General features: G+C 33.5%; 2 protein-coding genes and 1 pseudogene. 2 read left to right on the forward strand and 1 reads right to left on the reverse strand.

The genetic code is table 11. The features are described 5' to 3' along the window. Positions 1 to 187 precede the first annotated feature (187 nt). Positions 188 to 1,048 carry an ABC transporter permease subunit gene (locus AC1DIT_RS27815; RefSeq protein WP_016113223.1) on the forward strand — a complete coding sequence of 287 codons (861 nt, stop codon included), beginning with the start codon at positions 188 to 190 and terminating at the stop codon, positions 1,046 to 1,048. A gap of 3 nt (positions 1,049 to 1,051) precedes the next feature. Then, positions 1,052 to 2,056, forward strand: coding sequence for an ABC transporter permease (locus tag AC1DIT_RS27820; protein WP_016113224.1), 1,005 nt, complete (start codon positions 1,052 to 1,054; stop codon positions 2,054 to 2,056). 111 nt (positions 2,057 to 2,167) lie between these two features. On the opposite strand, the pseudogene brnQ2 reads toward AC1DIT_RS27820, so the two are convergent. Then, positions 2,168 to 2,696 (reverse strand): annotated as a pseudogene (gene brnQ2, locus AC1DIT_RS27825) (branched-chain amino acid transport system II carrier protein BrnQ2); the annotation flags it as partial.

Genomic DNA, 2,696 nt, shown 5'->3' on the forward strand with positions numbered 1-2,696 from the left:
GCGTTTATAGGGTGCTTATTATTGTATATGCCATTTGTTAGAAATGAAAAACGCGTGCATAAAGAATCACTGGGATCATAATCTAGTGATTCTTTTTTCGCAGAAAATATTTACAATTCTGAAAATTATTTATAAAATAAAGCGGAGTATCAATAGAATGGAAATTTGTATAGAGAGAAGGGGGAAAATGACAAGAAAGGTGATTTCAAATGGAATAGAGATTACAGTGCAATTTATTCTTTCTGTTATTGGTATTATTTGTTTAGGTGCTCTTCCAAAACTATTCGAAGGATTACATATTAATTTTTCACAGTATGTACAGGCTTTAAAGATGTCAGTTATGAAACTGATAGATGTTCCAAACTTAACGTATGGGATGAATCGACCGTTATTTCCACAATTATTTATTCATTATAAAGAAACGATGATTATTTTTTTAGCTTCATTTTTTATTTCATTATGTATAGCTTTCTGCATTGTATATATGATGATGAGAAGTCGTTCGCATATACAGCGGCGCATTAAAACATTTCTGCTTTTTCTTGAGTCCATCCCAGACATTCTTCTTATTATCGGATCGCAAATTCTTGTCGTATGGTTTTTTCAAAAGACAGGGTTTTTACCTGTCAAAATTGCTGCGTTAAGTGGAGAATCCATTCGGGGTTTACCTATTATTTGTTTAAGTATTCCCACTACGATTATGTTTGTAAAGTTGTTACTACTTCGCTTTGAAACAGAATTAGAAAAGGATTATGTTTTATTTGCACGGGCGAAAGGGTTTGATCGTTTCTATATTTTAAATCGTCATGTATTGCGGAATGTGTTGCTTAGTACATTGTTTTTTGCGAAAACAAATATTTGGTTTATGTTATCAAATTTGTATATTATAGAATGGCTTTTTAACACACATGGTATTTTTGTATTCATTAAAAATTATCAACCGATTGAAGTTTTTACAATGAGCATCTTACTTATTTATATCCCGATCTTTGTTCTATTTAAGTCATTTCATTATTTCGTTCCAGATGCGATGAAAGAGAGGGCGTAAGAGATGTGGAAATATATAAAGCGTGATAAAAAGTTTTGGTTTAGTATTTTATTTCTTGTCGTGTTAGTTGGACTTAGCATTGGGAATACATTGTGGAATGGAGGGCATATTCGCCAAGTTTCGCTGCAATATGACGCGCAAGGAAATGTAGAAGCTCCACCATTTTCGCCTTCATCAAAATTTTTATTAGGAACAGATCGAAAAGGTTATGATCTTTTACATTTAGTCATTGAAGGGGCGAAGTGGACTATTGGTATATCCGCTTTTATTGCGATGATGCGGGTGGTTTTAGGTGTCTTTTTTGGTGTTATATTAGGAACTTATGTAAAAAGAGGGTTTTCAAAAATTGAAGCGTTTTTTGATAGCTTTACAGTTATTCCAACTGTTATGATTGCATATTTCTTTCTTCAGTTTGCAACTAGTTTTGTGAATGGAGAAGAGACGACTAGTTTCTTTGAGAGAGCATCATTTCAAGTCATATTGCTTGTTGCTCTGGCGGTTCCGACAATTTCTCTTTATGTTGCAAATGAAGTGCGGAAATTACAAAAGGAAGAGTTTATAGATGCTGCTCGTATATTAGGCGGAAGTAGAAGGCGTATTGTTGTGAAACATCTGTTTCCACACTTATATATGACGTTTGTACTTGTATTGATGCAACAATTTATTCAAACACTTATTATCTTTCTACATCTAGGATTACTTGAAGTGTTTTTTGGAGGGACCGTAGGGTTTGGAGGTATGATAAAAGAACTAGATTCTTATACGCATGAATGGTCTGGTTTAATAGGTGTATACTTTCGCTCTCTATCAGTGCATCCATGGATCCCGCTCGTACCAATTACTTTTTTTGGACTCACTATCTTCTCAGGGAATATGATTGTAAGAAGTATAGAGGATGCGATAGCAAAAGTAAGGTTAGGAGAAATGAACAAAGACGAAGAAGTAGAAGAAGTAAAGTCTATTTCACTTCCTAAAGAAGAGTTATTTACATTTAAACATACGATGTAAAGAGCCTAGGAAACTGTTATTACATGTTAACCGTTCGTTCTTATACAAACATTGTATTAAGTGATAGAAAATGAAAAAGAAGCAAGCATTTTGTGTAATGCTTGCTTCTTTTTATTTAGTAGAAACTTCACCTTCCATTTGTGCTTGCGGGATAAAGTATCCGACAATACCCCCAATAATTGCTGGGACAATCCAACCGATTCCCAATTTATACAAAGGAATTGTGCTTGCAATAGATGTAATAGCAGCTGGCATCATTCCCATATTATCAAGAGCATGAATACAGCTAATGATGAATGCAGCGATCATTGCACCGATGTATACAGATGGTTTACGCTTTGTATATTTATCAATAAATGATACAAAAATTAAGATGATTGTAATTGGATAAAGAATGATTAACACAGGTAACGTAATTTTGATTAATAAGCTGAGTCCTAGATTGGAAACAATAAAGCTAAAAATACAAACATATAATACAAGCTTTTTATAAGAAACATTTGTTAATACGGTTGTGAAATAGTTGGCAAATGCACTGACTACACCAATAGCTGTCGTTAAGCAAGCAAATATAATTGCGACACTTAGCAAAATATTACCGCTTGTCCCAAATAATTGGTACATAACAGTTGCTAATAGC

Source organism: Bacillus sp. 05T22 (genome assembly GCF_056396765.1).

Bases quoted from the DNA above. Each gene is read 5' to 3' on its own strand.
- AC1DIT_RS27820 (WP_016113224.1), top strand. From the start codon at position 1,052: ATGTGGAAATATATAAAGCGTGATAAAAAGTTTTGGTTTAGTATTTTA.
- AC1DIT_RS27815 (WP_016113223.1), top strand. From the start codon at position 188: ATGACAAGAAAGGTGATTTCAAATGGAATAGAGATTACAGTGCAATTT.